Here is a 25,965-nt window from a genome sequence, read left to right as displayed (position 1 = left end):
AATTATTTAGGTGTGAAATTTCAAGTCAAATTTCACATAAATTTTAGTTTCTAGCATCTGCTAAAACAAGCGCAAAAAGCACATCAACGCCTGCTTTTTGGAGCGTATCTCTAGCTTCTAGTATCGTTGTGCCAGTGGTTACGATGTCATCTATCAAGATAACTGGCGCCGTGATCTTTTTTAAAATTTTAAAATTTCTTGGATTGTTTTGTCTAAATTTAAGATCCTTGCCGCTGTAGCTGACGTTGCTTGTCGCATGCAGGGCGTGAAAGATGGGTTTAAGGTTTTTAGCACGAAGTTCATTTGCCAAAATAGCCGTGTGCGAGTAGCCATGATGCACTCTATCATCTATCGGCAGAGCATAAATTTGCTCTGGAAAGCTAAAGCTTTTAGCAAATTTCTTAAAAGCAAATTTGGCTAAATTTTTATAGATAAAAAGTCCGTGCATTTGGTGCTTTGAGTAGATGAGCTCTTTGATCTCAGAGTAGCCGTAAAAGCTATAAATTTTAAAGCCCTCCAGCTCTCTTGCCACAGGGCTTGGCTCGCTTAAAATTTGCGAGCAGGTTTTACAAAATGTCTTTAGCGTAAAGCTCTTGCAAAACGCACAAAACATCAGCTATTTAAGATAGCGATCGCAGAGCGCTTAACAGCGTCATTTATGATGTCTGTTAAGAATGGCTTAAATGCTCCGCCAGTGCGAACTAGCTCAAATTTGGTTTGGTTGTTTGAGATATTTTTGATGATGCTTTGATCGCCTTTTTGGATTTTAAGAGTGATCTTTATCTTGCCCCTTGTGTTGTCGCTGTTATATCCGCTCATATTTGCTTCAAATTCGTTTATGAAAACTTCAACCACAACGCCACCCATGCCATTTACATTTGCGCCACGTGCTGCAAGCTCTCTTTTAAGAGAGTCGCTAAAGTAAGTCGCAAGATCGTTTTGAAGCACGACATACTCTTTTACAGTGCCTCTACCATCGGTTATAGTTGCAATAGTGCTTTTGTTTTTGCGATTATCATGCACCGCGCTTATATAGACTTCAAGGCCGTTAGCTTGCTGACTTGCAGCAGTTTTGTAAGGATCGAAGGCAACTACTGTCTGAGTAGGCGCACAACCGCTCAAAAATAGGACAAAAAGTCCAAAGATAGCTAGAAATTTAAATTTACTCATATTTTTCCTTTCAAAGTTTAGTGATCTCATCAGCCACTTTTATGGCAGCTTGCTTGACTAAAAGCGCGATAAAGAAGTCAAACTGACCACTTTTTGACGCCTCAAGCTCCTCCACGTGGTGTCTAGTCGAGATAGGAATTCGTTTTTTGAAATTTATATCTGAAAGCACGAGCTCGCCGTATAGATGTCCGTTTAAAATTTCTGAGCTTCTTGAGTAAGTGCCTCTAAGCTCGTCAAATCTAAAATCAAGCCTATATGTATAAGGCGATGTTTGCGTATCCACGACCACGATGCCACGCGAATTTAGCTCACGTTTTAAAAACATATAAAAGAGCACTTCAAGGCGTGGGTTTGAGTTAAAGACTACGCCACTACCATCTTCTCTTGTGTAATAAATCGACCTTGCGCTGCTTCTAGCATCCACGATCCTATGAAAATATACCTTTTTTAGCCCAACATTTATGTCGATCATATTTTTTTCCAAGCAGCAATTTATCGCCACGTCGCTTCTATACTTGACGCCATTTATAAAGACGCCATCGCCCCTGCCCCTGCAAGCGCTGCAGTCAGCTGGGATCCTCATAACCTCTTCAAAATAGGTCTTATCTTCGCTACTTATGCTTGCACTTTGCACGCCGTCTATGCCCTCGCACGATAGACAAAGGCTAGCTTTTGCCACGCAGCCAGTTAGAAAGACGGCTGCAAAAATTGCTAATAATGTCGCTCTTAGCATTTCACTTCCTTTTGCTCTTTTTGTTTTTTGCGGAGATTTTTCACGCTCTCGCCAGCGATGCCGTAGTTGTTCGTATCGATCTCATCGATAATGACAACGGTATTTTGAGCGCTTCTACCTAAAATTTCGCTTATTAGTTTTGTAACTCCGCTTATCATCTTCTCTTTTTGCTCCACACTTGGGCTATCATTCTCTTTTGTCACGCAAATTTTCACAAATGGCATGATGCTTCCTTAATTTCACGTAAATTTAGCATTTTAAATTTAATCAAAAACCTATTTGCCAAAATAAGATCCTTGCTGCGGCAGTATCGCAAAGTCAGACGAGGCGTGGGTAAAATTTACGACGGGAGTTACCATGGCAGGTAATGACCGAGTAAATTTTAGTCACAACGAAGTATGACAAAGCGAGACAACGCATTAGTCTATTTTTAAAACGCTCAAAAAGGCTTCTTGCGGCAAATTTACCTTTCCTATCGCCTTCATCCTCTTCTTACCCTCTTTTTGCTTCTCAAGCAACTTCCTCTTACGAGTGATATCGCCGCCGTAGCACTTGGCTGTGACGTTTTTACCCATTGATTTTACGGTTTCACGAGCTATGATTTTGTTGCCGATACTCGCTTGTATCGCCACCTCAAAGAGCTGACGTGGCACGATCTCTTTCATCGCCTTTACAAAGTCCCTGCCCTTTGTCTGCGCCTTGCTCTCAGGCACGATGATAGAGAGCGCATCGACCGTTTCGCCAGCTACTTTTACATCAAGCTTTACTAGATCACCCACGCGGTAGTCGCTAGGCTCGTAGTCAAAGCTCGCGTAGCCTTTGGTGCTTGATTTTAGCTTGTCATAAAAGTCCATCACGATCTCATTCATCGGTATGTCATACTCGAGTAATACGCGGTCAGTCGTAATGTAGTCCATCTTTGTTTGTATGCCACGGCGGTTGTTCAAAAGCGTGATGATGTTGCCCAAAAACTCGCTTGGCGTGATGATAGTGGCCTTCACGTATGGCTCAAGGATAGAGTCTATTTTATTGACTGGTGGTAGCTGGCTTGGGTTTTGAATTTTTAAATTTAGCCCATCAGTTTGGATGACTTCATAAGTCACAGTCGGCGCTGTGGCGATGAGATCAAGGTCAAACTCACGCTCCAGCCTCTCTTTGACGACCTCCATATGAAGAAGACCCAAAAAACCAACCCTAAAGCCAAATCCAAGTGCGACCGAGGTCTCTGGCTCATAACTAATGGAGCTGTCATTTAGCTTTAGCTTATCCAGAGCGTCACGCAGATCTTCAAATTTATCAGTTTCAATAGGATAAAGTCCCGCAAATACAAACGGCTTAGCCCTCTCAAAGCCGCCAACTGGCTCTTTTAAGGGATTTCTTGACCGCGTTATCGTATCTCCAACTTGCACGTCGCTAACGTTTTTAAGCCCCAAAACAACGATACCAACCTCGCCAGCGCTAAGCGTTTTAGTCTTGATCGGTGCGATCGGATTTGGGTACATAAGGTCAAGCACGATATGTTTTTTGCCCGTGCCCATGACCAAAATTTCATCATTTTTTGAAATTACACCATCATAAACGCGCACAAGAGCAAGCGCGCCAAGATAGTTGTCAAACCAACTATCGTAAATGAGCGCCTTTGTAGGCTTGCTAGCATCGCCATTTGGTGCAGGGATCCTCATGATGATCGCTTCAAGCAGCTCTTTTATGCCAACGCCTGTTTTTGCGCTCACTTCGATAGCTCCTGAGCAGTCAAGTCCGATGATGTGCTCGATCTCGTCTTTTACCCTAGCAGGGTCAGCCGCTGGTAGGTCGATCTTATTGATGACTGGGATGATCTCTAGGTTATTTTCAAGTGCGATATAGACGTTTGCGATGGTTTGCGCCTCCACGCCCTGAGAAGCATCCACGACAAGTAGTGCGCCCTCGCAACTAGCCAAAGAGCGGCTCACCTCGTAGCTAAAATCAACGTGTCCTGGGGTGTCTATCAAATTTAGAACAAAATTTTGCCCATTTAGTGCGTAGTTTAGGCGGACAGATTGGGCTTTGATCGTAATGCCACGCTCTTTTTCTATATCCATCGTATCCATGATCTGCGAGCTCATCTCACGGTCGCTAACAGCGCCACACTCCTGAATGAGACGGTCAGCAAGCGTGCTTTTGCCGTGGTCGATATGAGCGATGATGCTAAAATTTCTAATGTTTTTCATGAAATCCCTAGTTAAATTTTAGGCGATTTTATAAAAAAAATCGTTAAAGTTGAGTAAAAATGAGTTTGCTAGGCTAGCAAGGCTTAAATTTAAAGCTCAAATTTAGCTCTTAAACTTTTACACAAAGCGCAGAGCACAACGCAAAGTGAATATAAAAAAATAGGCACAAGCCACAAGTGGCAAAAAGCCTAAAAATGCCGAGGCATAAACTAAAACTTTAAGCCCATAAGTCGCATTTGCAAGCGCTGGCACGTGATAAGTCCAAAGCTCTGGTTGTTCAAAAGGGGTGTCTATGACATTAAAATATAGAGCAAAATTTAGCACCACCAACAAAATAAATATATAATCCTTTTTCATGCAAAATAGAGCACAGATCAAGGCTACTGCAAATTTAATACAACAAAACTGCTACCAATAAAAGCACAAATTGACGACTATTAGACAATTATTTTATACGCAACATTAAATTTAACTCTTTTACGTCAAATTTCACTCAAATTTTAGTGATGATGCCCAAAGTGCTCGTCTTTATGCTCGCTTTTTAGCTCGCAGATGAGATCGTCTTTGTGCCCAAGGCTCTCGCTCTCAAACTGAAGCGTGACGTGGCCGATGCCAACGTGAGAAAGCTCGTGCTCGATGCGCTTTATCATCTTTGAAATTTCAGCTACGCTTAGCGCGTCATCCACCACTACATGAGCTATGAGCGCATTTGTGCCGGCATTTATCGCCCATATATGCAGATCATGCACGATTTTAACGCCATCTACGCCCTTTATAACGCCTAAAATTTCATCAGTATCAAGCTTAAGCGGCACAGCTTCGATTAGGATATTAAAGCTATCTTTTAGCAAGCTAGCACCGCTTTTTATGATGAGTATCGATACAAAGATACTTGCGATGCTGTCAGCCTGCGTGAAGTCAAATTTCATCACAAGAAGCGCTGCAACGATCGCTCCAACCGAGCCAAGCGTGTCACCAAGCACGTGCAGATAAGCACCTTTCATGTTTAAATTTTCTTTTGTATCAGCACTTTTGTGCATGTAAATAGCCACGACTAAATTTATCACAAGCCCCAAAATACTAACAAAAAGCATCGTTTCAGCTTTGATCTCTGGCTCGTTAAAAAGCCTAATGATCGCTTCAACTACGACAAAGATAGCAAGCGCGATAAGAGCGATAGCATTTATGAAAGCAGCGATTATCTCGACCCTTTTGTAGCCAAAAGTCTTTTGCAAATTTGCCCTTTTTTCTGCGATCTTAAAAGCGACCAGCGACAAAAAGAGAGCCGCGGCGTCTGAGAGCATGTGAAATGCGTCGCTAATAAGCGCAAGCGAGTTTGAAACGAAGCCAAAAACGGCCTCAACTATCATAAACGTGAAAATTAGAAAAAACGAATTTCTAAGAACGCTCTTGTTGTGCATCATTGTCCTTCTTTTGGGCGTCGACCCTCTTACCGATATCTTTTAAATTTGAAAACTCTTCGATGAGCTTTGGCGAGTCGTCAAGACTGATAATAAAATAGCTCATCGCTTCCCTGTTTGAGATCGCTATACGAAATTTAGAAACGACATCATAGTGCCTATTTAGCGTGCTTTTATTAAAAACACCTATCACCTTTGCCTCTTTTTCTAGGCGGTCATTTAAGCGAAGATAAAGGTCGTCATTTTTCTTGATATATCTTGGTAAAAATATAAGAAAAAAGGTCATCACTACAAAGCACGCCACAGCGACCTTTGGCTCGACAAAGATGAGCATAAACGCTGAGCCGATGATCGAAATAACCGATGTAAAAAACATAGGGAAATGCGTCTCAAAGAAATTTACAAACTCTCGCGAGAGCGCTACTCTGGCGATGATGGCGGAGTCGTCTTTGGCATTTTGTTTTTCATTCATGATGACATTTACAGCAAGCTTTGCGTAGATATTTGCAAAAACTTGCGTATCCACGCGGCGCCTAATGGCTCCTACAAGCCACGCTACGAGCACAAAAAGTGCGTAAATGAGGGCATTTAACGTATTTCCTTGCATGATTGCATTGATCGCAAAGCTCGCAAATATCGGGTATGCTAGAAAAAGTCCGTTCTCTGCTAACACTAAAGCAAAGGTTAAAATGAGCTTTTTGTTGTGCTCGGTCGCTATGCTCTTTAGCGTTTTAAAGGTGTTATTTTGCAAATTTACTCCTAAAAATTTTGCGAATTTTAGCTCAAATTTATAAATTTTGATAAATTTTTGTTGTAACTCTTGACATTACAACAAAAAATCACTATACTTCGCTCATCGGTTGTAAATAAAAAGATTACAACACAAAAAACAAGGAGAACAAAATGAAAAATTATCAGGTTGCAAAGATCACAAACGAGCCAAGAGTTGAGCTAAAAGAGGCTTTAAATTTAACTGGCTGTGAGGTATCTATAAACGAGCTTCCAGCAAACGTGAGCGTGCCATTTGTCCATGCGCACAAGCAAAACGAGGAGCTTTACATCATCATTGAGGGCGATGGCGAGCTTTTCATCGACGGCGAAGTGATAAAAGTAAGCAAAGGCGACGCGGTGCGCATAGATCCAGATGGCAAAAGGTGCTTTAGGGCTGGCAAAAACGGCATCAAAATGATCTGCATCCAAACAAAACGCGGTAGCCTAGAGCAATACACAATGAGTGACGGCGTGATAGTTGATGACGTAAAGCCAAGCTGGCTCTAAATTTAAAGACAAATTTAAAGGAAAAACATGAAAATAGCAATCATAGGTGCAAACGGCAAAAGCGGTACAAATTTAGTAAATGAGGCACTAAAACAAGGTTACGACGTCACAGCGATCATTAGAAACAAAGAGTATAAAAACGAAAGCGTAAAGGTCGTTTATAAAGATATTTTCGAGCTTACAAAGGCCGATCTAGCAGGCTTTGACGCCGTTATCAGCGCATTTGCAGCATGGAGCGAAGAAACCTTCCCACTTCACAAAAAAGTGGCCGCTCACCTAGTAAATTTACTAGAAGGCACTAGCACAAGACTCATCGTAGTTGGCGGCGCTGGCACGTTATTTGTTGATGACAAGGGCACTATGCTCATGGACACCCCAGACTTCCCAGCGGCATATATGGGCGTGGCAAAGGCTACGGCGGAGTCTTATTTTGTGCTAAAAGGTAGCGCAAACGTGCTTTGGACATATGTAAGTCCAGCAGCCGACTACGATGAAAATGGCGCTCGCACCGGCAAATACATGCTTGGCGGGGACGATCTCATACTAAACTCACAAAATGAGAGCTACATAAGCTACGCAGACCTTGCGCTTGCGATCATCGATGAGCTAAAAAATAAGAAATTTATCCAAAAGCGCTTCACTGCAGTTGGCGAGAGAGCGTGAGTTTATAAATTTGACAGCTAGCAAAGGCTCGTAAGTCAAATTTAGCTGGCTGTCTTTGGCAGAAAATTTAAGTATAATCACGAAAAATTTAAGGACGATCATGCAAGTTGGCATTAAATTTTCAACCGCAATACACGCGCTTTTGTGTGCTAAATTTTTTGAAAATGAGAAGGTTACAAGCGAATTTATAGCTAGCAGCATAAATACAAACCCAGTTATCGTTAGAAAGTTACTTGGCGTCTTAAAGGCTGCAGGGCTCGTAAATGTCGCAGCTGGAGTTGGTGGAGTGAGCCTTGCAAAAGAGCCAAAAGATATAAATTTACTTGAAATTTTTAACGCAGTAAATAATAAAGAAAAACTTTTTAAAATTCACTCTGATTCACCAAAGGCCTGCCCGCTTGGTGGCAGGATAGAGGAGCTTTTAGGCGGACACTTTTTAAGGGCACAAACTGCGCTAGAAAACGAGCTAAAAAGCGTTACTTTGCAAGACTTGCTAGACGAACTTGCAAGGTAAATTTAGGCTAGGGCTTGATCCTTTCTAGCCAAAATAAATTTACAAACTACTCCTGCACCGAGATCCATTTTTGTGCGATCCTTACAGCATTTGTCGCAGCTCCAACGCGGATCTCATCGGCACTGCACCTTAAATTACGGCTTATTTAAATTTTAGTAGCTAGCGTATAGAAATTTAGTGGCGAGATTTCATTGCGATTTTTGTTTATTTGACTTCAAATTTAGGCTTGTTACAAGCAGGATTTTAAGTCTTTTGGGCTAGAAATTTAACCCAAAAGATAAATATCAATCAGCCAAATCGGATAAATTTAGTAGGCTAGAGATCCAGCCTGCAATGGTTACTAAAACAAGCTATTTACGCTTTCATTGTGATAAACACGGCGTATCACTTCGCCAAAGAGTGAAGCTGTGCTTAGCACTTTTATACAAGGGAGTTCTTCTTTTAATGGGATCGTATCAGTCACCACTAGCTCGTCTAAAAAGCCAAGTTTTAGCCTATCATAGGCTGGTCCGCTAAGCACTGGGTGCGTGCAAAACGCCATTACGCTAGTTGCGCCACGCTCTTTGAAAATCTCAGCTGCTTTTACTATGGTGCCAGCGGTGTCGATCATATCATCGACCAAGATCACATCTTTGCCCTTTACGTCGCCAATCACGTTCATCACTTCGCTCTCGTTTGCTTTCTCGCGGCGTTTATCAACGATGACCATATCTAATAAATTTAGATTTTTCGCCAAGGCTCTAGCACGAGCCACGCCTCCTACATCTGGGCTTGCGACGACTGGGTTTGGTAAATTTTTAGCTTTTACATAGTCGTTAAAAACGATACTACCATAAAGGTTATCTACTGGGATGTCGAAAAATCCTTGAATTTGTCCTGCGTGAAGGTCCATAGTAACGACCCTGTCGATGCCTGCTGTTTGCATCATATTTGCCACTAGCTTTGCAGTGATAGGCACTCTAGGAGCTGCTTTTCTGTCTTGTCTAGCATAGCCAAAATACGGCACAATCGCTGTTATAGAGCTTGCGCTACTGCGTTTTAAAGCGTCAGTTAAGATAAGAAGCTCCATTAAATTTATATTTGCTGGGGCACATGTTGGCTGGATGACAAAAACATCTTTCCCACGCACGCTTTCGCCGATCTGCACGCTGATCTCACCATCGCTAAATCTTTTAATGCTAGCTTCACTGAGTGGAAGCGACAAATATTGCGAAATTTTCTTCGAAAGCTCGATGTTTGCGGTGCCTGAGAAAATTTTATAGCCTCTCATAATAGTAACCTTTTTTAGTAATTTTTATGTTGTGATTTTATCAAAATGAGCTTTAAATTTAAATTTATTTACCAACTATTTTTAGTCAAATTTTCTACTCCAAAAGCCAAAATTTACACCAAATTTTTAAACCATTTTACATTTGTAAATTTATGAGGACTAAGATAACAAACATGTTTAAGATATGTAGAATTTACGACTTTATTAAAAGCGACGACGAGAAATTTAAAGGTGTCTTTATCGATAGACTTTATCCTAGGGGCGTGAAAAAAGAGATATTTTCTAGCTTTATCTGGCTAAAATCAATCACTCCGTCAAACGAGCTAAGGTCATGGTTTCATGAAGATAAAGAGGCTAGGTTTGATGAGTTTTGCAAAAAATTTAGGCAAGAGCTAAATGGCAAAGAGGAGCAAAAGGGGCTAAAAGAGCTTAAAAAGCTAGAAAAAGAGTATAAAAACGTGGCGCTTCTAACTGCTGTCAAAGAGCCAGAATTTAGCCACGTCAAGGTGATAAGAGAGGCGCTTAGTTCTTTATAAAGCCACTTGCAATGACGCGGTCACCCTCATACATCACGCAAAGCTGACCTTGCGCTACGCCAAGTGCGTTTTGATTTAGCGTTAGCTTTGCGGTTTTGCTAGCTTTATCAACCTCTACAAAAGCCTCAAGTTTAGGGCTTCTATATCTTATCTTGGTTTCGCACTCAAATTTATCTTCATCTATAAATAAATTTACATTTTCAAGCTCGACCGTCTTTTGAGCAAGGTCGTCCTTCGTGCCGACAACGATCTCGTTTTTTTCGGCATTTATCTTGATGACAAAGTGTGGCTCATGAGCGCCAAAAACCTCAAAGCCACGGCGTTTGCCGATAGTGTAGTGCATGTAGCCTTGATGGCGGCCGATGATATTGCCGTCTTTACCCACCACATTGCCTGGTAAATTTGTGTTGTAGTGCTTGTTTAAAACCTCGATGTAGGTATTTTCCACAAAGCAAATTTCACTGCTTTCTGCCTGCGTAGCGAACTCTTCAAGCACTTTTACGCCTCTTGCTAGCTCTTTTATGTCTTTTTTAAATTTGTCTCCAAGTGGGAAAATGACATCTTTTAGCACCTCTTTTGGCACCTGAGCTAAAAAGTAGCTTTGATCCTTGCTAGGATCCTTGGCGCAGGTTATAAAGCCATCAACCACCTGCACGTAATGCCCAGTAGCAAGCTTCTCGCAGCCATTTGCCTTTGCAAAGTCAAGTAGCGCTCCAAGCTTTATAAATTTATTACACAAGGCGCAAGGATTGGGCGTTTTACCCTCTTTATAGAGCCTGACAAATGGATCATAGACATATTCGTTAAATTTATCCTGCAGATCGAGGATATGCACTTTGATGCCAAGGTATTCGCCCACTTTTTTGACTTTTCTGATGTTTTCTTCGTGGTATCCTGGCTTTTGATGAAGCATCATGTAGCAGCCTTGCACCTCATGCCCAGCCTCTTGCAGAAATTTAGCCGTCATCGTGCTATCTACGCCGCCGCTCATTGCAACCATTATTTTCATATTTTTACCTTTTTTAAATTTAAAGGCGATATTTTATATCTTATTTTTAAATAGCCAAAATTTCGCTTACGATAAGCTCTAGATCATCGGTGATTTTATATAAATTTAGATCTTCTTCGTTTATCGTTTTTTGAGGGATCAGCGTCTTTCGTATAAACTCATCAAGCCCTTGCCAAAACTCGCATCCATAAAGAAAAATTTTCACTTTTTTGCTGCCAACATGAGCTAGCACCAAAATTTCAAATAGCTCATCAAGTGTGCCAAAGCCGCCAGGAAAGACGACAAATGCGATAGAGCTGTCAGTTAGGGCAAATTTTCTTGGGCTTAAATTTGAAAAGAGATATTTTGCGGTGACGTATGGATTTGTTTGCTGCTCAAATGGAAGCCTCACGTTTAGTGCAACACTAGGGGACTTTGCGCTGTCAAATGCGCCCTTATTTGCAGCTCTCATTATGCCATCTCCTCCGCCAGTTAAGATAGCAAAACCTAGCTCATTTAGCTTGTAAGCTAGCTCGTATGCCTTTTTGCAGTAGAAATTTTCTTCATCAAATCTAGCCGAGCCAAAGAAGGTTACATTTTTGTTTTTATACTTTAAAACGCTTGGAAATTTTAAGAGATCATTTACTAATTCATTCATTATTTTAACTGCTGAAGCCTCTCGCGTTTTGAGCCTATCTGCGTGATCTGGATGCCAAAGTTACCGTCTATTATAACCACTTCGCCAAGGGCTATCACCTTATCTCCTATCAAAATTTCAAGCGGGTCGTTTGCAAGTTGATTTAGCTCGATGACTGAGCCTATATCCATAGTGAGCACATCTTTTAAGAGCATCCTTTTTGAGCCGATACGAACGCGCATTGGTAGCCTTACGTCCATGATAAGGCCGATGTTTCTCATCTCTTCTGCGCTAAATTCGCCCTTTAGTGCATGAGGAGCAGCTGCGGCTTTTGCAGCATCTACTGGCTCGCTTTTAGCAGGCTCAAAAAATCTCATAAGCGTGTGATCGCAGACAAAAGCCACATGCTCATTTAGATCCTCGATCTTTATGTTAAACAAAAAAAGCTTTTCAAAAACGCTAAAATCAAGCGATGAGTTTTCATCTAAGAAATTTACATTTATCACCTCAAAGCTGATCTTTGGCATGCCTTTTTGTGCTCCAAGAGAGGTGCTAAATGCACTAAAAAGGTTTGAAAATATCTCTTTTGCAGCGTCAAGCTCGTCGCTACCGAGGTTTTCATTCTTTGAAATTTCCTCCTCGCCCATCATCCACTCGCTAACTGCACTTATGAGCACTGGCGTGCAGGCGATCTCAGCTTTTGCATTGATGTCGCCACTTAATGTCACGCTAGCCATGACAACTGGCGGTTTTATACCATTTTGCGCTGGTGCGTCAAATTCATTTCTCTCGCCGATCTCTGGCGCTCTGCCAGTTAGCCCTTCGATGGTCGCTTTTAACTCATTTGAAAAGATGTTAAAAAATTCATTCGTCATTATCTTCGCTCTCTTCTTCGTTGTTGTGTTCGTTGGCCTCGTCGTATGCCATTAGTTTTGCTTTTCGCTCTTCTTCGTATTTTTCTAGGATGTGTTTGATCTCGTCTTTGTCAGAGCGGATTAGCTGCTCAATCTTGATAGACTTTCTAAATCTATGAAGCCCAACTTCAGCTAAAAATACCTCTTTTTTATCGATACAAACGATCGCCTTATCATCAGCTCCTCTATCAAGCCTTAAGATATCGCCCTCTTTTAAATTTAAAAACTCATTTACGCTAACGATTGATTTACCAAGGATCGCCTCATAAAGCACCTCAGCACGGCCTATTAGCGTTTTTAGCTCTTTGTTTCTGCTCTTTTTAGCGCTCGTTTCGCCAAGCATGATGTCCCTGTTTGCAAGGCGCGAAAGGATCGGCTCTAGGTAGATGACTGGATAGCATAAATTTATCATGCCGCTTGAGCCACCAACGATGATCTCCATGACGACCATGATGACGATCTCGTTTTGAGAGACGATCTGCACGACGTTTGGACTGCTCTCTTTTGCCTCGACGTTTGGATACATATCAGTTATCATCGACCAGCTCTCTTTTAGGCGCTGCATGATCATCCTAAGCACCGCATCAAGTAAATTTACCTCGATGTCAGTTAGCTCTCTGTTTGCCTCGAAATTTTCACCAGTTCCGCCAAGCAAACGATCTATCATAGGAAATGCTATGCTTGGGTTTATCTCTAAGATGCAGTTTCCATCAAGTGGCTTGATAGAAAAGACGTTAAAGCTAGTTGGGCTTGGCAAACTCATCAAAAACTCGCCGTATGTCATCTGATCTACGCTGTGAAGTCTAAGCTCGACGATACTTCTCATAACGCTTGAAATTTGACTAGCCAAATTTCTAGCAAGCTTATCGTGGATACCTTTTATCGCACGAAGTTGCTCTTTACTGACGCGGTTTGGACGCTTGAAGTCATAGATAATGATCTGTTTTTGCTCGCCTTGCGGGCTCTCTTCTATCTCGATATTGCTCGTATCGCCGTCTTCATCGACGACTTCAAGTAGCGCATCTATCTCTTCTTGACTTAAAATATCAGCCATTAAACCCCCAAGCTGCGTCTGATGCGATCAAGCAAACGTTTATGAATTTGTGAAATTCTACTCTCGCTGATGTTCATTATCTCGCTGATCTCTTTTAAATTTAGCTCTTCGTAGTAATAGAGCTGAACTATCATCTGATCACGCTCATCAAAGTCTTTTAACGCACTTTCGATCTTTAAGATAAGATCCTCTTTTTCTACGCTTTTTTCAACATCGCTTTGACCGATTAGCTCCATTTGCTCGTCTATTGGCAGGATGGTGATGATGCCACTAACCCCCCTTGCCTCTCTTATCTTTTCGATATCTTCATTTAGTTTATCAGCCAGATACTCGTCGCTTGGCTCTTCTTCGTGTGTGTTAAAGTAGTTATCTATCTCGGTATTTATGCTCTTTACTAGCTTTCTATCGCTTCTACTAACGACGTCAAGAGCTCTTAGGTAGTCAAGCATTGAGCCATAAATTCTCTTTTTGCCATATCCCCAAAATGAGTCGTTTTGCTCTTTGTCATACTTCCTGCTAAGCTTTATCATCTCTTCAACGCCAACACTTATAAGGTCGTTTACGTCGATACTTGAAGGCAAGCGCTCCTTTAGCCTAAACGCCATAGCGCGCAGAGCTGGCATGTATTTTAAGACGATCTCGTCTTGCTCTTTTTTAATGGTGCTTTTATAAGCGTTAAGCTGCTTTTGCTTTAGTTCGTACATTTTGCTTACCAGAGTCTAAATTTTCGGTGGTTACTTTTAGCATGATATTTTCCATCCGTTTTTCCCTAACGTTTAGCTCAGAGATGAGATAGTCTGCGATCTCCTCATGTCTTTGCTTGTCAAAAAATTTCTTCAAAGTCCTTTTTACATCGACGTAGTTCATTATCACGATGTGAATTATAAGGTAAAAAAATAAAGTAATAACTAGCGTATAAACGAGCATTTCGATAGGCTCGCTCACCTTTAGCAAGGTAAAAACTATGCCTATGAAAAATCCACAAACCGTAAAAAATGCTATAAAATTTTCTGCACGCAAAGCTCAATCTCCATTAAAATTGTTCTATCAAACGCTTAAAGAAGCCCCCAAAGCTCCTGCTTTGCTCATCTTTAAGCACTTTTCGTTCCAACCTATAAAGCAAATTCGAAGCAATCTGTTTGATCTGCACGCTAGCAGAGCCGTAAGCTTCGTCATCTGTAAAGAGTGTCCTTTGTTTTATACTCCTTGCCACGCTCTTATCAGAAGCCACGTAGCCAATTAGCTCTAAATTTAAGCTTGGCCCGATATTTGCATTTGCAACTCGCTTTACATTTTCATAAATTCTAGTGGCCTCAGCCTCGTTTTTTACCATATTTAAAAGCAAAAGCTCGCTATTTTTAAACCTTGAGACGATCTTTATGACCGCATACGCGTCGGTTATCGCCGCAGGATCAGGCACAGTCACCACGACAACCTCATCAGCTGCTTCTAAAAAAAGCTGCGTACTGCCGCCTATGCCAGCTCCAGTGTCGATGATCAAAAAGTCAAGCCCATCAAGCTCGCTAGCCTCATCTAAAAATCTCTCAAATAAAAATTGATTGTTAAATTTCAAAATTTCATCGCCGCTTTCGCCAGGGATGAGGATCAAATTCTTATTTATAGGTATCAAGATATCTTTTAGACTGCACTCGCCTTTTAACACGTGAAGCAGGTTTTTGCCCATTTTAACGTTTAAAATAACATCAAGGTTTGCAAGGCCGATATCAGCGTCAAAAAGCCCTACTTTATAGCCATTTTGCGACAAGATATTCGCCAAATTTGCACTTATCGTGCTCTTGCCAACGCCACCCTTGCCGCTTGTAATCGCTATAAAATGCGTATTTTTAGCCTTATTTTGAGACTGGACTAAATTTTGTAGTTTTTGCGCTTGGTTATTCATCGCTAGCCTTTTGCTTTGTAAAGCCGTCAAACACGCACTCTACTAAAAATTCGCTCTTTGCCTCTACAAGATCATCAGGTACCTCTTGACCCACGCTAAAGTAGCTAACTGGCGTGTTTGTCTCATATATCAGCGAAAATACGTTGCCAAAAATTTTGGTCTCGTCAAATTTGGTGATTATTAAAGTATCGATCTCTAAAAATGAAAATCCATTATAAATTTCTATTAGATCCTCGACCTTCGAGCCAGCTGAGAGGACTAAATTTACATCGATCTTTGCACCGCTATGCTTTAAAAATTTATCAAGTCTTTCAAGTTTTTCTTTGTCATACTGCGAATTTCCAGTGGTGTCGATTAGTATCACGTCGCAGTAGCTAAGCTGCTTTATGGCGTTTTGAAAGTCCTCGACCTCTATGACGTCAAGGATCGGTAGCTTCATCATCTTAGCGTACTGAAATAGCTGCTCGACTGCCCCGATACGGTACGTATCAAGCGTGATGATGCCCGTTTTATAGCGCTTTTCGTTGCCGTAAGCAAAACGAGCCGCGAGCTTTGCAAGAGTCGTCGTCTTGCCAACTCCAGTTGGGCCAACTAGCATCATTATGCGCTGTTTTTTATCGTTTAGCTCTTTTCTACAAGGTAGCATATTTCTCAAAAGCGAGTAAAAGTACCTTTTTACTGCGGTTGGGTTGCTTTTCATAGAAACAGGCAAATTTTCAAGCGTAGTTTGCATGATCGCCTCTAAATGCTCCTCTTTCATGCCGCTTTGTTTTGCGAGCTTGTAGATAGTAGCAAACTCTGGCGGGATCGAGAGATTGTTGCGATTTGGGGCTTTTTCGTCCCAGATCATATCTGTTATCAGCCCTATTTTCTCGCTTAGCACGCTTACTTGCTTTGCCACATCATCTATTTTTTTATTCATGCCATTTGTATTTGGCTCTTTGATCTCGTTCATATCGACATTTGCGATCGCGCTTATCTCTTTTGCGACGTCTGAGATATTTAAAAGCACGCTCTCATTTGGATCGTAAGGCTCAGGCGACGTCGTCTTTGCTTCAAATTTAGCAGGCTCCTCTTTTATCTCAAATTTTGGCTTTAGTGGCTCGTAGTTTTTGCTAAATTTAGAGTAGGCATTTTCATAATTTATTGCTTTTACATTTGGCTTTGGCGGCTGTTTTACCTCGTCCTCTTCAACGCTTACTAAAATTTCATAAAGCGGCTTTTTGTTTATCGTTTTGGCTTGAATTTGCTTTGTGGTAACGAGTATGGCCTTCTCGCCGCACGTTTCTTGAGCCTTTTTCAAAGCTTCGATAGTGCTCTCGCCTGTAAAAGTATGAAATTTTGTAGCCATTTATATCCTTTAACCTCTCATAAGCCCTAGTGGCACGATCACGCTAAGCCTCTTACTAGCCCCTGGGTGCGGGACGATAAGGCGTGGCGTCTTATAGACTTTTTTACTAAAATACAAAATATCCAGATCAAGCGTGCGTGGCGCATTTTTAAACGTTCTCACACGCTTAAATTTACTCTCATAATGCCCCAAAATTTTTAGCAAATTTCTAGGGCTCATAGATGTTTGTAAATTTATAACAGCGTTACTAAAATCATCCTGCGCTTCGTAGCCAAACGCCGCATTTATAAGGATCGGCGAAACTTCAACCACATGAAAACGCCTATCTTCACTAATCGCTCTTATAAATTTATCAAACCTCTTTGCGCTATCGCCGATGTTACCACCCATGCCAACTAGCGCCTCATACTTAAACTCATCTCTTTTATGAAAAAAACTAGGGCAAAAACGGCTTTTTACGATCTTTCTTGCTCCAGCTAGCCTCATAAAATTTCGCACCCACCTTCTCTTGCGACCACGACGTCTTCGATACGCACGCCAAATTCATTTTCTAGATAAATTCCAGGCTCCACGCTAAAGACCATGCCCTCTTTTATGAGCGTTTCGCTCCTTGCTGAGATGACTGGAAGCTCGTGTATATCCACACCCACGCCGTGTCCTGTCGAGTGAAAAAAGGCCTTTTCATATCCAGCCTTTGCTATCACACTTCTTGCTGCAAGGTCTATCTCGCACGCCCTAACGCCAGCTCTAGCGACCTTTATCGCAGCAACCTGAGCCTCTTTTACGATCTCGTAAATTTCTTGCATCTTGGCGTTTTTAAATTTTTGCTCCTTTGAGAAGTTAAAATTTTCATCAAAGCAAGCAGTTCTAGTGCGATCAGAGCAGTAACGCTTAAATTTAACCCCAGCGTCAAGTAGCAGCAAATCACCCCTTTTTAAAATTTTATCACCAGGCAGCGCATGCGCCTTTGCGGCATTTTCATTTATCGCTACGATCGGATCAAAGCTAAGACCTAGCTCGTTTTTTTGCCTAAAGATGAGCGAGGCGTTAAAATGAAGCTCTTTTTCGCTCATTCCTTCGCCATTTTCACGCACAAATTTAGCAAATTCGTCAAAGCATTTCGCTCCAAATTCGCTAGCTTTTTTTAAAATTTTTATCTCATCTTCGCTCTTGCAAATTCTCTTTAGCCTAGAGAAATTTGCCTTTGGCTTGAAATTTATCTTAAATCCCTTGCTAAGCGCATTAAACTCGCTTAAGCTTAACTCGTCAGGATTAAAAACGAGGCTGCTTGGCTTCATCTTTCTTAAAAATGCTCTAACCTCGTTTATTAAATTTCTCTGCGCCAAAAGAACGACCACGCCTGCATTTACGCAGCTTTTTGCCTCAAAATAATACCTCGCGTCCGTGAAAAAGTATTTCACGCCATCAAGGCATAGCAAAAACTCATTGTCGCAGCTGTAGCCGCACTCGTAAAATACGGCGTTTTCGTCCTTTAAGATGAAATTCATTGTGCTTTTTGATTTGCTCTTACTGCTTTGATTTGCTCAAAAATTTGAAGCATGCCTATCATCGCCAAATGGTAGCCAACTGGTCCAAAGCCCACGATCTGGCCTGCTGCAACTGGTGCGATGAGGCTTTTGTGGCGGAACTCTTCTCTTCTATAAACGTTGCTGATATGCACCTCGATAACTGGTAGCGCAACCGCACTTAACGCATCACGGATAGCGATAGAAGTGTGAGTGTAAGCGGCTGGGTTTATGATGATGCCGTCAGCATCGCCCAAGCACTCTTGGATCTTATCGACTAGCTCGCCCTCAAGGTTGCTTTGAAAAAACTCTATCTCAACGTCATTTTGATCGGCAACGATCTTCATTTGAGAGTGGATATCCTCCATCTTCATAACGCCGTAAATTCCTGGCTCTCTAGCGCCAAGCATGTTGATATTTGGGCCTTGGATAACCATTATTTTTAGCTTCTTATCCATGTCACTCCTTTTTGATTAAATAGCCCAAATTATACATTTTCGTTCCTAAATTTTCGCTACAATAACAAAAATTTAAGGCTAGAAATGGAAATTTTAAAAGCAAAAAAGATCATCACTGGCGGAGAAAATCCAAAAATTTTAAGAAATTCTTGTCTAGTCATCGATGATGATAAAATTTTAGAAATTACAAGCGAAAAAGAGGCGCAAAAGAAATTTAAAGATGCGAAAATTTGCGACTTTGGTGATAGCGTGATCGCCCCAGCGTTCGTAAATACGCACGTTCATTTGGAGTTTAGCTCAAACGTTAGCACTCTAAAATATGGCGACTTTATAAAATGGCTTGGCTCTATCGTCGATAAAGGCGGCGAGCTAGCTAAAATGGACGCTAAAAAAGCGATGAATGAAGCCATAAATTCGCTGTTAAAAAGCGGAGTTTGTACCATTGGTGAGATATCTAGTTTTGGCTTGGAGCTTGAAATTTTAGCCGCTAGCCCGCTAAAAGTCGTGCTTTTTAGTGAAATTTTAGGCTCAAATGAGCAGATGGTTCAGCAAAATTTGCAAAATTTCTTAGCTAAATTTGAAAAAACAAAGAGCTATAAAAGCCAAAATTTCACCCCAGCTATCTCGTTGCACTCGCCCTACTCTGTGCACCCAAAGCTCGCCAAAGCCGCCCTTGAGATAGCTAAAAAGGATGGTCTTCTTGTAAGCACGCACTTTTTAGAGAGCAAGGCTGAAAAGCAGTGGCTAGAGCACGGCAGCGGTGGCTTTAAAAAGCATCTTTTAAGATTTAGCCAAGATCCAAGGCCGATGTATGACGCGCAGGGCTATTTTGCGATGTTTCGTGAGATAAACACGCTCTTTACGCACTGCGTTTATGTGAGCGATTTTGCTAAATTTAAGCCTCACCACAGCGTGACACACTGCGCTGTTTCAAACAGACTGCTTGGTAAAAAGGCGCTAAATTTAAAAGAAATTTTCAAAAATAACGTCAGTCTAAATATCGGTACAGACGGCCTTAGCTCAAATATCAGCCTAAATTTCTGGCATGAACTAAGAGCCGCCCTTTTTACCCACGCTAGTCTTGATCTAAACGAGCTTGCCACTAGGCTTTTTGTCGCTGCAACGCATGGGGGCGCAAAGGCGCTTAGGACAAATAACGGCGAGATAAAGGTAGGGCGTGCGGCTGATCTTGCCGTCTATAACGACCTAGAGTGCGATGATAGCGAGCTAATACTTCAGCTCATACTTCATACAAACGAGGCTAAAAAACTATATATCGGAGGCAAAATTTGCAAATTTTAAGGCTTATTTTTAGAGGGATTTTGGGAATTTTTAAATTTATAAATAGCTACTTTAAAGCGCTCATATTTTTACTCATATTATTTTTTATTTTCGCGCCAGATAGCAAGATGAAAGAGCCAAATTTAGCCCGCATAGACATCACCGGCACGATAGTGGATACTAGCGAAATTTTAGACGAGCTCGAAAAAGCAAGAGCTGATAGCAACATCAAAGGTGTGCTGCTCTACATCGACAGCCCAGGCGGCGCGCTAAGCCCCAGCGTAGAGCTAGCCATGGCGGTCAAGCGACTAAAGGAGGGCAAAAAAGTGCTCGCATACGCCGCTGGCAACATGGCAAGTGGTAGCTACTACGCTGGCGTAAATGCCGATACTATTGTAGCAAACCCAGGCGCTTTCATCGGTTCTATCGGCGTCATCATGCAAGGGGCAAACATCGAAAATTTAGCCAAAAATTTAGGCGTGAGCGAGCAGGTAGTAAAGGCTGGCGAGTTTAAAGAGGCTGGCACCTTTATGAGGAGCTGGAGCAAGCAGGAGCGTGAGAGCTTGCAAGGGCTCGTAAATGACGCTTACATGCTCTTTGTAAGCGACGTGGCGGCGGCTAGAAATTTAGATATCAATAAAAAAGACGAGTGGGCAAATGCAAGGGTATTTTTAGCGCACAATGCCCTAAAAATGGGGCTAATAGATAGCCTTGGCAGCTACATAGACGCTCAAAATGAGCTAGCTAAAATGAGCCTCGTAGATGAGCCCGTCTGGCAAGAAAAACCGCAGCTCGAAAAGATAATGGAGAAATTTACAAAGCAAGGCATAAACTCACTTTTTAACGCATTTTTCGAGACAAAGCTTAGATAATGAAAAACCAGCCAAGTTAAATTTAACTGGCTGGCCGCTAAAGTTTTAAATTTTTTGTTTATAACTTATACGCTTACCTTTAATTTAACCAGCCTTTTTACGAGTAAAATTTCTTCAAATTTATTCTACTATCAATTTTTTAAGAAAATATCTTTGTTTGCTTTTGAATTACTTCAATTTTGTGTTTTATGCTAGTTTAAAAAACAATCTTTCCTTTTTATAATTCAAACCAAATAATAATTTAACAATATTACGAAGGAAAAAAACTCTTATACTCTATAATTACTTCACCACTAGTGTTGATATATCCATATGCACCACCTATTTCAACATAAGCCAAACCTTCACTAAAACTCCAAGCATTATCAAATTTATACTCTATGACTTGCTCACCTCTAGTGTTTATAAATCCCCATTTACGATCTTTTTTAACCTTAGCCAAACTCTCACTAAAATAACCAACACCATCAAATTTACACTCAATAACTTGCTCACCTCTAGTGTTTATAAATCCCCATTTGCCATCTTCTTTGACACTAGCAAAGCCCTCGCTAAACTCATTAGCATCATTAAATTTACACTCTATAATTTCTTTACCTTTAATATTGACAAAACCATACTTATCGTCTTTTACGGCTAAAGCTAGGTGCTCTTTAAAATTTGACACACAATCAAAGTCTCTTGAAATTTCTATTCTATTTTTATTTTCATCCAAGACTATAAAATCACCATTGATGTTTACCTTATATGTTTTATTATTAATTTGAACCTCAGCTAAACCTTTACTAAAATTGCAAGCATCATCAAATTTATACTCAATAACCTTCTCTCCCTTGGTATTTATAAATCCCCATTTATGATCTTTTTTAACCCTAGCCAAACCCTCACTAAAACAACCAACACCATCAAATTTACACTCAATAACTTGTTCGCCTCTAGCGTTTATAAATCCCCATTTACCATCTTTTTCGACTACGGCAAAGCCCTCATTAAAATTGTAAGCATCGTCAAATTTGCACTCTATGACTTCCTCGCCTTTGGTATTTATAAACCCGCGCTTACCATCTTTTCTTATTACAATTAAACCCTCGCTACACTTTAAAGTGTCATCAAATCTACTACATCCTATGACCTTTTCACCATCAATATTTATATACATCCATTTATTATCTTTTTTAACTTTAGCAAAACCATTTCCAAAATCTCCAGCATCATCAAATTTATACTCTATAACTTGCACACCATTTTTGTTTATATATCCATATCTATCATTTTTTTTAACAGCAGCTAAGCCTTCTTTAAAAGAACTAGCATAATCAAATTTGTATTCTATAACCTGTTCCATTTTGATGTTTACAAATCCCCATTTGCCATCTTTTTTAACGCTTGCAAAATCCTCACTAAAGTATTTAAAATCATCAAATAAACATCCATTGATCTTCTCACCATTAATTGTAAAAACATCAAATTTACCATCTTTATTAAGTGCAACAAATCCGTTTTTAAAAAAATAGACGTGGTTAAACTCGCACTTTATAATTTGCTCACCTTTGGTATTTATAAACCCATATTTATAATCTATTTCAACCTCTGCAAAACCATCTTTAAACTCGCCAATATTATTAAATTTACATTCTAAAATCTGTTCGTTTTTTGTATTAATTAATCCCCACTTACCATTCTTTTCAACCTTAAAAAAGCTATCTTTAAAATCACAAGCATCATCAAATTTACACTCTATAACTTCCTCGCCTTTGGTATTAATAAAGCCATATTTACCATTTTTTTGGACCTTAGCAAAGCCATTTTTAAAATCGTCAACATAGTCGAATTTGCACTCTATAACTTCTTCTCCTTTGGTATTTATAAAACCATATTTACTATCTTTTTTTAAACTAGCAAAGCCCTCATAAAAAGTGCTAATAAAATCAAATTTACACTCTACAATTTCTTCTCCTCTAGTATTTATAAAGCCATATTTACCATTTTTTACAGCCATTGCTAAACCTTCTTTAAAATCACCAACATAATCAAACTCTTTTACCATATAAGCCTCCTTTGTTTTTTAAATATTGTAATTTATATTTTTTAAAAAATAAGTAAAATTTCAAATAATATTTAAATCGTAGAATAAAAAAGAAATTTAAAGTAAGATGGTGGAAGCGAGGGGGATCGAACCCCTGTCCAAAAACAAAATCCATACAGCCTCTACACGCTTAGCAAAAGTGAAAATTTCATCTAAAAAGGCTCACTTTCCAAAACCAAAATTTAGACTAAGACTAAAATTTCAGCTAGCAAGCAGTCACTTTGCTGGCCTACTCTAGCTAAATTACTCGCTTACATCCTAGCTAGAATGAGACAAAGCGAGGCTCAACTGAACTTACGCAGCTTTAGCGTAAGCAGGAGCGAAATTAACGTTGTTTGCGTTTAAATTTAATTTGAGCTTTTTACGCTTTGCTCAAAGCGACGTGCCACCGTACACACTCTGCTCCTGTCGAAGCCAAATCGCTCCCATAAAAAATGAAATGGTTTAGTTGGATTGTTTAGTCAAGTTTTGCAGGTACGTCAATGATCTTTGGCTCAAGGACGCTAAAATACTCTAGGTCTTTCTCGACGTCGCCTTTGTATTTATGAAACTGATCGCTAATAAGCAGCAACCAATCTATAAATTTATCATTTGCTGGACCTTTTAAGCTTCTAGCCTCTTGAGTGACCTCTTCAGCCAAAGTCGTTAGTTTCAAGATCGGGTCAAGATGCATAAAACCTGCTGCTGATTTGATATTGTGAAAGATCCTAGAAAGCTCTAAAATGCTCTCCTTATACTTGTCAGCTCTTCCTAAATTTATTATCAAAGGCTCAAGTAAATCGCACATCAAAGTGTAGTGAGAGAGAAACTCCTCAACTATATCATAAGAATAATCGACTTCAAGCCTTTTTAATATACCCATTTTCATGTCCTTAAGAAATTGGCGTAATTGTAGCAAAATTTTGATAAAATTGTTAGCATTATCACAAAATTTACCGGACTTAGCCATGAAAGATGAAACAATCGCAAAGAAAAAACTCACTATAAATGATATAAAAAACAAAAAAGGCGTCGAGCCTATCGTGATGATAACCGCCTATGATGCGCTATTTGCGAAGATTTTTGATGATTATGCTGATGTTATCCTTGTTGGCGATAGCTTAAATATGAGCTTTAACATGAAAGAGAGCACGCTAAGTGCCGATATGAGCACCATGCTTTATCACACAAAGGCCGTTTGTGCCGGTGCTAAAAAGACTTTTATCCTAGCTGATATGCCATTTGGCAGCTACACAAACGAAAAACAAGCGATCAAAAATGCGATGAAATTTTTTAAGCAGACAAATGCCGATGCGGTGAAGCTTGAAGTTGGCATGCATCAGGTAAATTTAGTAAAGCGCCTCTGCGAAGAGGGCATAAACGTGATGGCTCACATCGGACTAAAACCGCAGTTTTTTAAATTTGAGGGCGGATATAAGATAAAAGGCAGAAGCGAGCTTGAGGCAAAAAGGCTGGTTGATGAGGCTTTGGCATTTGAGCAAGCTGGTGCGTTTGGCATACTGCTTGAAGGCACGCTTAGCAACGTGGCAAGCGAGATAACAAGGCAGGTTCGTGTGCCAGTTGTGGGCATAGGCTCTGGGTCAGACGTCGATGGGCAGGTGCTTGTCTGGTCTGATATGTTGGGATTTTTCGAGGACTTTAAACCTAAATTTGTCAAGCGCTATCTTGACGGAGCCACTCTTGTGCGAAAAGGCGTGCAAAGCTACGCTAACGAAGTAAAAAACAAAATTTTCCCAAGCGAAGAGTTTTCGTATCAGGGTTAAATTTATACTCCAAATTTAAAAGTAGCCCATAAAAACTCTGCAAAAAGCTCTATCAACACCAAAGCGCTAGAGCATACTTTTTAAATTTAAAAAAGCTCTTCTGATTCAAGATAGTTTTGCGAGATATTTCGCTCTTTTTCGTCGGCATTTACATGAAGGACGTAGTAGCCTATCTGCGTGTTGCTAGCATCAAGTAGCGGCACAACACAAAAATAGTGTGTCTTATATACGTAAAATTCATACTTTTTAAGGTCTATGTCACGCAAAATTCCAACTATATTTAAATTTGCACTGCTCAAATTTTCGATGTAATAATCCCTTAAAATTTGATCACTCGGCGCGCTTTTGTGTGCTGGCATCTTATCTTTTGATAGGAGCACGAAAAGGTCTATGCCTTGCGTTTTATAAAAATTTCCAAGTGAGTCGTAGTTTAGCAAAACCTCGATGCTACCGATGTTTTTACCCTCATGCATCACATTTGAAACAGCCCTTATATGCACTCCAGCATACCATGCCTCGATGCCAACCATGGGTCTATCTTGACGCCTTGACTCTTGGACTAAAAACCTACCACTAGCGATCATATCGCCATATCTGTTTAGATCCCAGCTTCTTACGTAGCTTTTTAGATCTTTGTCGTAAAGATGAAGCTTGATGTTGTTATACATCGACGCTGCGCCAAGAGTTTTGGTCAAATTTTCGATGTTTTTTACGCACTCATCGCGGTTTTGACCCAGCAAACACATCTGTATAGACTCATTTTGAGCAAGCAGGATCGAGATCGCCATTGATGAAAATTTCTCATCATCGATGCTTTTGTTTAGCTGCTTTACGTGGTAGTCAAAAAAGACGCGCATATTGTTTTGCTTTTTTTCAGCCATGTATGAGCTGTAAAGAAAGTAAAATAGGCTGCCAAGTAGCGCAAAAACGACTAAAACGATATAGATATTAAAATATTTTTTGTATTTACTCAAAACTAAGCCTTAGTTTTTTTTCTAAAAATTTAGCAAACTCATCAAATTTAGGCAGCTCAAGCTCGCTTTTTCTTTTGGGGCTAGCCCAAACGCTATCTGGGAAAAATGCATCATTTTCAAATCTCGCAATGACGTGAATATGCACGTGTGGCACGTAGTTTCCAAAGCTCGCGATGTTTATCTTAGTTGGTTTATAAAACTCAAGCATCGCCTTTTCAGCCACCAGCATCGCCTCAAAAAGCCTAGCTCTACTCGCCTCATCGCAGTCACTTAGCTCGCGGTAGGGCTTAGCTGTAAAAATTTTCACCCACGGAAGCTCGTTCTCTTCGCGCTCAACCCTTATAAATTTATCTTCATATATCATAT

The 25,965-nt window shown here is 40.4% G+C and carries 30 protein-coding genes, 1 other RNA gene and 1 pseudogene; 7 read left to right on the top strand and 25 right to left on the bottom strand.

The window, feature by feature from the left end; all coding sequences use genetic code 11:
* Window positions 1–43: 43 nt before the first annotated feature.
* The 7 genes from CVT00_RS03190 to CVT00_RS03160 form a co-directional block, all read right to left on the bottom strand.
* Window positions 44–613, bottom strand: coding sequence for a ComF family protein (locus CVT00_RS03190; protein ID WP_107915880.1), 570 nt, complete (start codon window positions 611–613; stop codon window positions 44–46).
* Window positions 613–1,170 carry a YajG family lipoprotein gene (locus CVT00_RS03185; protein ID WP_103617557.1) on the bottom strand — a complete coding sequence of 186 codons (558 nt, stop codon included), beginning with the start codon at window positions 1,168–1,170 and terminating at the stop codon, window positions 613–615. The genes CVT00_RS03190 and CVT00_RS03185 overlap by 1 nt, the downstream gene beginning before the upstream one ends.
* Before the next feature lie 10 nt (window positions 1,171–1,180).
* Complete coding sequence (locus tag CVT00_RS03180; RefSeq protein ID WP_021090057.1) at window positions 1,181–1,903, bottom strand: outer membrane lipoprotein mapA precursor; 723 nt, start codon at window positions 1,901–1,903, stop codon at window positions 1,181–1,183.
* Entirely contained in the window at window positions 1,897–2,127 is a 231-nt protein-coding gene (locus tag CVT00_RS03175; RefSeq protein ID WP_103566346.1) for a 2-hydroxymuconate tautomerase family protein, read from the bottom strand. The genes CVT00_RS03180 and CVT00_RS03175 overlap by 7 nt, the downstream gene beginning before the upstream one ends.
* Window positions 2,128–2,322: 195 nt before the next feature.
* Entirely contained in the window at window positions 2,323–4,113 is a 1,791-nt protein-coding gene (gene lepA, locus CVT00_RS03170) for a translation elongation factor 4 (RefSeq protein ID WP_107915878.1), read from the bottom strand.
* Between the two features lie 500 nt (window positions 4,114–4,613).
* Window positions 4,614–5,537 carry a cation diffusion facilitator family transporter gene (locus CVT00_RS03165; protein ID WP_230853793.1) on the bottom strand — a complete coding sequence of 308 codons (924 nt, stop codon included), beginning with the start codon at window positions 5,535–5,537 and terminating at the stop codon, window positions 4,614–4,616.
* Window positions 5,512–6,285, bottom strand: a complete 774-nt coding sequence (locus tag CVT00_RS03160; protein ID WP_107915874.1) for an ABC transporter six-transmembrane domain-containing protein — start codon at window positions 6,283–6,285, stop codon at window positions 5,512–5,514. Before CVT00_RS03160 ends, CVT00_RS03165 begins: the two co-directional genes overlap by 26 nt.
* 152 nt (window positions 6,286–6,437) lie before the next feature.
* On the opposite strand from CVT00_RS03160, the gene CVT00_RS03155 reads away from it, so the two are divergent.
* From CVT00_RS03155 to CVT00_RS03145, 3 genes are all read left to right on the top strand, one after another.
* Window positions 6,438–6,812 carry a cupin domain-containing protein gene (locus CVT00_RS03155; protein ID WP_107915872.1) on the top strand — a complete coding sequence of 125 codons (375 nt, stop codon included), beginning with the start codon at window positions 6,438–6,440 and terminating at the stop codon, window positions 6,810–6,812.
* 27 nt (window positions 6,813–6,839) lie between these two features.
* On the top strand, window positions 6,840–7,475 hold the full coding sequence (locus tag CVT00_RS03150; RefSeq protein ID WP_107915870.1) for an NAD(P)-dependent oxidoreductase: 636 nt from the start codon (window positions 6,840–6,842) through the stop codon (window positions 7,473–7,475).
* A gap of 100 nt (window positions 7,476–7,575) precedes the next feature.
* Entirely contained in the window at window positions 7,576–7,989 is a 414-nt protein-coding gene (locus tag CVT00_RS03145; protein WP_107915868.1) for an Rrf2 family transcriptional regulator, read from the top strand.
* Between the two features lie 46 nt (window positions 7,990–8,035).
* On the opposite strand, the pseudogene CVT00_RS10440 reads toward CVT00_RS03145, so the two are convergent.
* Both CVT00_RS10440 and CVT00_RS03140 read right to left on the bottom strand, forming a co-directional pair.
* Window positions 8,036–8,125: pseudogene (locus CVT00_RS10440) on the bottom strand (hypothetical protein); the annotation flags it as partial.
* 204 nt (window positions 8,126–8,329) lie between these two features.
* Window positions 8,330–9,259: a ribose-phosphate pyrophosphokinase gene (locus CVT00_RS03140; protein WP_021084389.1), complete on the bottom strand. Its 930-nt coding sequence runs from the start codon at window positions 9,257–9,259 to the stop codon at window positions 8,330–8,332.
* Between the two features lie 173 nt (window positions 9,260–9,432).
* Here CVT00_RS03140 and CVT00_RS03135 point away from each other — a divergent pair, with 173 nt between their 5' ends.
* Window positions 9,433–9,795: a DUF488 domain-containing protein gene (locus CVT00_RS03135; RefSeq protein WP_107915866.1), complete on the top strand. Its 363-nt coding sequence runs from the start codon at window positions 9,433–9,435 to the stop codon at window positions 9,793–9,795.
* On the opposite strand, the gene mnmA is transcribed toward CVT00_RS03135, so the two are convergent.
* The 11 genes from mnmA to aroQ are packed head-to-tail and all read right to left on the bottom strand — an operon-like array spanning window position 9,782 to window position 18,623.
* Window positions 9,782–10,834: a tRNA 2-thiouridine(34) synthase MnmA gene (gene mnmA, locus CVT00_RS03130; RefSeq protein ID WP_430516357.1), complete on the bottom strand. Its 1,053-nt coding sequence runs from the start codon at window positions 10,832–10,834 to the stop codon at window positions 9,782–9,784. The genes CVT00_RS03135 and mnmA overlap by 14 nt on opposite strands.
* Window positions 10,835–10,850: 16 nt before the next feature.
* Window positions 10,851–11,441 carry a TIGR00730 family Rossman fold protein gene (locus CVT00_RS03125; protein ID WP_103572264.1) on the bottom strand — a complete coding sequence of 197 codons (591 nt, stop codon included), beginning with the start codon at window positions 11,439–11,441 and terminating at the stop codon, window positions 10,851–10,853.
* Window positions 11,441–12,295, bottom strand: coding sequence for a flagellar motor switch protein FliY (gene fliY, locus CVT00_RS03120; RefSeq protein WP_103630624.1), 855 nt, complete (start codon window positions 12,293–12,295; stop codon window positions 11,441–11,443). Before fliY ends, CVT00_RS03125 begins: the two co-directional genes overlap by 1 nt.
* Complete coding sequence (gene fliM, locus CVT00_RS03115; RefSeq protein WP_012140115.1) at window positions 12,285–13,388, bottom strand: flagellar motor switch protein FliM; 1,104 nt, start codon at window positions 13,386–13,388, stop codon at window positions 12,285–12,287. Before fliM ends, fliY begins: the two co-directional genes overlap by 11 nt.
* Window positions 13,388–14,092: an RNA polymerase sigma factor FliA gene (locus CVT00_RS03110; protein WP_103570278.1), complete on the bottom strand. Its 705-nt coding sequence runs from the start codon at window positions 14,090–14,092 to the stop codon at window positions 13,388–13,390. Before CVT00_RS03110 ends, fliM begins: the two co-directional genes overlap by 1 nt.
* On the bottom strand, window positions 14,064–14,408 hold the full coding sequence (locus CVT00_RS03105) for a hypothetical protein (protein WP_012140116.1): 345 nt from the start codon (window positions 14,406–14,408) through the stop codon (window positions 14,064–14,066). Before CVT00_RS03105 ends, CVT00_RS03110 begins: the two co-directional genes overlap by 29 nt.
* Before the next feature lie 13 nt (window positions 14,409–14,421).
* Window positions 14,422–15,288 (bottom strand): P-loop NTPase, encoded by an 867-nt coding sequence (locus CVT00_RS03100; RefSeq protein ID WP_107915862.1) that lies wholly within the window; start codon window positions 15,286–15,288, stop codon window positions 14,422–14,424.
* Window positions 15,281–16,639, bottom strand: a complete 1,359-nt coding sequence (gene flhF, locus CVT00_RS03095) for a flagellar biosynthesis protein FlhF (RefSeq protein ID WP_107915860.1) — start codon at window positions 16,637–16,639, stop codon at window positions 15,281–15,283. The genes CVT00_RS03100 and flhF overlap by 8 nt, the downstream gene beginning before the upstream one ends.
* Window positions 16,640–16,648: 9 nt before the next feature.
* A complete protein-coding gene (gene folK, locus CVT00_RS03090; protein WP_021087347.1) occupies window positions 16,649–17,125 on the bottom strand; it encodes a 2-amino-4-hydroxy-6-hydroxymethyldihydropteridine diphosphokinase in 477 nt (158 codons plus the stop codon).
* Window positions 17,122–18,147, bottom strand: a complete 1,026-nt coding sequence (locus CVT00_RS03085; protein ID WP_107915858.1) for an aminopeptidase P family protein — start codon at window positions 18,145–18,147, stop codon at window positions 17,122–17,124. Before CVT00_RS03085 ends, folK begins: the two co-directional genes overlap by 4 nt.
* Window positions 18,144–18,623, bottom strand: a complete 480-nt coding sequence (gene aroQ / locus CVT00_RS03080; RefSeq protein WP_004317604.1) for a type II 3-dehydroquinate dehydratase — start codon at window positions 18,621–18,623, stop codon at window positions 18,144–18,146. The genes CVT00_RS03085 and aroQ overlap by 4 nt, the downstream gene beginning before the upstream one ends.
* Window positions 18,624–18,707: 84 nt before the next feature.
* Here aroQ and mqnF point away from each other — a divergent pair, with 84 nt between their 5' ends.
* Complete coding sequence (gene mqnF / locus CVT00_RS03075; RefSeq protein ID WP_107915856.1) at window positions 18,708–19,925, top strand: aminofutalosine deaminase family hydrolase; 1,218 nt, start codon at window positions 18,708–18,710, stop codon at window positions 19,923–19,925.
* Window positions 19,913–20,776 (top strand): signal peptide peptidase SppA, encoded by an 864-nt coding sequence (sppA, locus tag CVT00_RS03070; protein ID WP_107915854.1) that lies wholly within the window; start codon window positions 19,913–19,915, stop codon window positions 20,774–20,776. The genes mqnF and sppA overlap by 13 nt, the downstream gene beginning before the upstream one ends.
* 250 nt (window positions 20,777–21,026) lie before the next feature.
* On the opposite strand, the gene CVT00_RS03065 is transcribed toward sppA, so the two are convergent.
* The 3 genes from CVT00_RS03065 to CVT00_RS03055 all read right to left on the bottom strand — a co-directional run bounded on the left by CVT00_RS03065 (window position 21,027) and on the right by CVT00_RS03055 (window position 23,724).
* Window positions 21,027–22,823 (bottom strand): WG repeat-containing protein, encoded by a 1,797-nt coding sequence (locus tag CVT00_RS03065; RefSeq protein ID WP_107915852.1) that lies wholly within the window; start codon window positions 22,821–22,823, stop codon window positions 21,027–21,029.
* 107 nt (window positions 22,824–22,930) lie between these two features.
* Window positions 22,931–23,289, bottom strand: a transfer-messenger RNA (tmRNA) gene (gene ssrA / locus CVT00_RS03060).
* 30 nt (window positions 23,290–23,319) lie between these two features.
* Window positions 23,320–23,724 (bottom strand): hypothetical protein, encoded by a 405-nt coding sequence (locus CVT00_RS03055; RefSeq protein WP_004317574.1) that lies wholly within the window; start codon window positions 23,722–23,724, stop codon window positions 23,320–23,322.
* Window positions 23,725–23,809: 85 nt separating this feature from the next.
* Here CVT00_RS03055 and panB point away from each other — a divergent pair, with 85 nt between their 5' ends.
* Window positions 23,810–24,625, top strand: coding sequence for a 3-methyl-2-oxobutanoate hydroxymethyltransferase (panB, locus tag CVT00_RS03050; RefSeq protein WP_103557959.1), 816 nt, complete (start codon window positions 23,810–23,812; stop codon window positions 24,623–24,625).
* Between the two features lie 86 nt (window positions 24,626–24,711).
* Here panB and CVT00_RS03045 read toward each other — a convergent pair whose 3' ends face one another.
* The gene (locus CVT00_RS03045) at window positions 24,712–25,599 is read right to left on the bottom strand and encodes a cache domain-containing protein (protein WP_021093479.1); all 888 of its coding nucleotides are present in this window, start codon (window positions 25,597–25,599) and stop codon (window positions 24,712–24,714) included.
* Window positions 25,592–25,963 carry an HIT family protein gene (locus CVT00_RS03040; RefSeq protein ID WP_012140125.1) on the bottom strand — a complete coding sequence of 124 codons (372 nt, stop codon included), beginning with the start codon at window positions 25,961–25,963 and terminating at the stop codon, window positions 25,592–25,594. The genes CVT00_RS03045 and CVT00_RS03040 overlap by 8 nt, the downstream gene beginning before the upstream one ends.
* Window positions 25,964–25,965 lie beyond the last annotated feature (2 nt).

This window comes from Campylobacter concisus, from assembly GCF_003048675.2.
Classification (GTDB): domain Bacteria; phylum Campylobacterota; class Campylobacteria; order Campylobacterales; family Campylobacteraceae; genus Campylobacter_A; species Campylobacter_A concisus_F.
The sequence above is the reverse complement of the archived record's forward strand: the minus strand, read 5'-3'. Positions and strand labels throughout refer to the sequence as shown.

Excerpts from the sequence above, each read along its gene's own strand:
- aroQ (WP_004317604.1), bottom strand. The coding sequence starts at position 18,623 with ATGGATAAGAAGCTAAAAATAATGGTTATCCAAGGCCCAAATATCAAC.
- fliY (WP_103630624.1), bottom strand. The coding sequence starts at position 12,295 with ATGACGAATGAATTTTTTAACATCTTTTCAAATGAGTTAAAAGCGACC.
- lepA (WP_107915878.1), bottom strand. The coding sequence starts at position 4,113 with ATGAAAAACATTAGAAATTTTAGCATCATCGCTCATATCGACCACGGC.
- CVT00_RS03085 (WP_107915858.1), bottom strand. The coding sequence starts at position 18,147 with ATGAATTTCATCTTAAAGGACGAAAACGCCGTATTTTACGAGTGCGGC.
- CVT00_RS03100 (WP_107915862.1), bottom strand. The coding sequence starts at position 15,288 with ATGAATAACCAAGCGCAAAAACTACAAAATTTAGTCCAGTCTCAAAAT.
- CVT00_RS03165 (WP_230853793.1), bottom strand. The coding sequence starts at position 5,537 with ATGATGCACAACAAGAGCGTTCTTAGAAATTCGTTTTTTCTAATTTTC.
- CVT00_RS03140 (WP_021084389.1), bottom strand. The coding sequence starts at position 9,259 with ATGAGAGGCTATAAAATTTTCTCAGGCACCGCAAACATCGAGCTTTCG.
- CVT00_RS03150 (WP_107915870.1), top strand. The coding sequence starts at position 6,840 with ATGAAAATAGCAATCATAGGTGCAAACGGCAAAAGCGGTACAAATTTA.
- mqnF (WP_107915856.1), top strand. The coding sequence starts at position 18,708 with ATGGAAATTTTAAAAGCAAAAAAGATCATCACTGGCGGAGAAAATCCA.
- folK (WP_021087347.1), bottom strand. The coding sequence starts at position 17,125 with ATGAGGCTAGCTGGAGCAAGAAAGATCGTAAAAAGCCGTTTTTGCCCT.
- flhF (WP_107915860.1), bottom strand. The coding sequence starts at position 16,639 with ATGGCTACAAAATTTCATACTTTTACAGGCGAGAGCACTATCGAAGCT.
- CVT00_RS03175 (WP_103566346.1), bottom strand. The coding sequence starts at position 2,127 with ATGCCATTTGTGAAAATTTGCGTGACAAAAGAGAATGATAGCCCAAGT.
- CVT00_RS03055 (WP_004317574.1), bottom strand. The coding sequence starts at position 23,724 with ATGGGTATATTAAAAAGGCTTGAAGTCGATTATTCTTATGATATAGTT.
- CVT00_RS03190 (WP_107915880.1), bottom strand. The coding sequence starts at position 613 with ATGTTTTGTGCGTTTTGCAAGAGCTTTACGCTAAAGACATTTTGTAAA.
- fliM (WP_012140115.1), bottom strand. The coding sequence starts at position 13,388 with ATGGCTGATATTTTAAGTCAAGAAGAGATAGATGCGCTACTTGAAGTC.
- panB (WP_103557959.1), top strand. The coding sequence starts at position 23,810 with ATGAAAGATGAAACAATCGCAAAGAAAAAACTCACTATAAATGATATA.
- CVT00_RS03065 (WP_107915852.1), bottom strand. The coding sequence starts at position 22,823 with ATGGTAAAAGAGTTTGATTATGTTGGTGATTTTAAAGAAGGTTTAGCA.
- CVT00_RS03125 (WP_103572264.1), bottom strand. The coding sequence starts at position 11,441 with ATGAATGAATTAGTAAATGATCTCTTAAAATTTCCAAGCGTTTTAAAG.
- CVT00_RS03135 (WP_107915866.1), top strand. The coding sequence starts at position 9,433 with ATGTTTAAGATATGTAGAATTTACGACTTTATTAAAAGCGACGACGAG.
- CVT00_RS03185 (WP_103617557.1), bottom strand. The coding sequence starts at position 1,170 with ATGAGTAAATTTAAATTTCTAGCTATCTTTGGACTTTTTGTCCTATTT.
- CVT00_RS03145 (WP_107915868.1), top strand. The coding sequence starts at position 7,576 with ATGCAAGTTGGCATTAAATTTTCAACCGCAATACACGCGCTTTTGTGT.
- CVT00_RS03155 (WP_107915872.1), top strand. The coding sequence starts at position 6,438 with ATGAAAAATTATCAGGTTGCAAAGATCACAAACGAGCCAAGAGTTGAG.
- CVT00_RS03110 (WP_103570278.1), bottom strand. The coding sequence starts at position 14,092 with ATGTACGAACTAAAGCAAAAGCAGCTTAACGCTTATAAAAGCACCATT.
- CVT00_RS03180 (WP_021090057.1), bottom strand. The coding sequence starts at position 1,903 with ATGCTAAGAGCGACATTATTAGCAATTTTTGCAGCCGTCTTTCTAACT.
- CVT00_RS03040 (WP_012140125.1), bottom strand. The coding sequence starts at position 25,963 with ATGATATATGAAGATAAATTTATAAGGGTTGAGCGCGAAGAGAACGAG.